This is a genomic window from Actinobacillus minor NM305 (assembly GCF_000175195.1).
Classification (GTDB): domain Bacteria; phylum Pseudomonadota; class Gammaproteobacteria; order Enterobacterales; family Pasteurellaceae; genus Haemophilus_A; species Haemophilus_A minor.
In genome coordinates this window covers 1-271 of record NZ_ACQL01000003.1, presented here as the reverse complement: position 1 = coordinate 271, position 271 = coordinate 1, and the positions used below count along the sequence as shown (strand labels likewise).

General features: G+C 46.1%; 1 protein-coding gene. It reads right to left on the bottom strand.

Annotated features, from left to right (window positions below; translation table 11 throughout):
• Positions 1 to 271, bottom strand: a 271-nt coding sequence (locus tag AM305_RS12360; protein ID WP_005821867.1) for a hypothetical protein, incomplete at both ends; no start/stop codon positions are given.

The window sequence follows — 271 nt, the reverse complement described above, 5'->3', positions numbered from 1 at the left end:
TTACCCACAAGCGTAATGCCTTCGTTGAGTTTATCCGTTGCCGCATTCAAGGCGTCAACCACATTTGTTGGGGTCGTCGTACTGCCTTTAAGCGCACTTAATTGCGGTGCTTTGAAGCCTGTGCCGTCTTTGTTCACTTCTAAACCTAAGTGGTAACCTAAGTTGCTGAGTTGTGAACCGTTAACCGCCTCATTCGAACCTTGCGCAATTTTACCTTTGGCAATGTTGGATAATTTGGTCGCTGTGCCGACATTTTGTTTATCGCTCATTG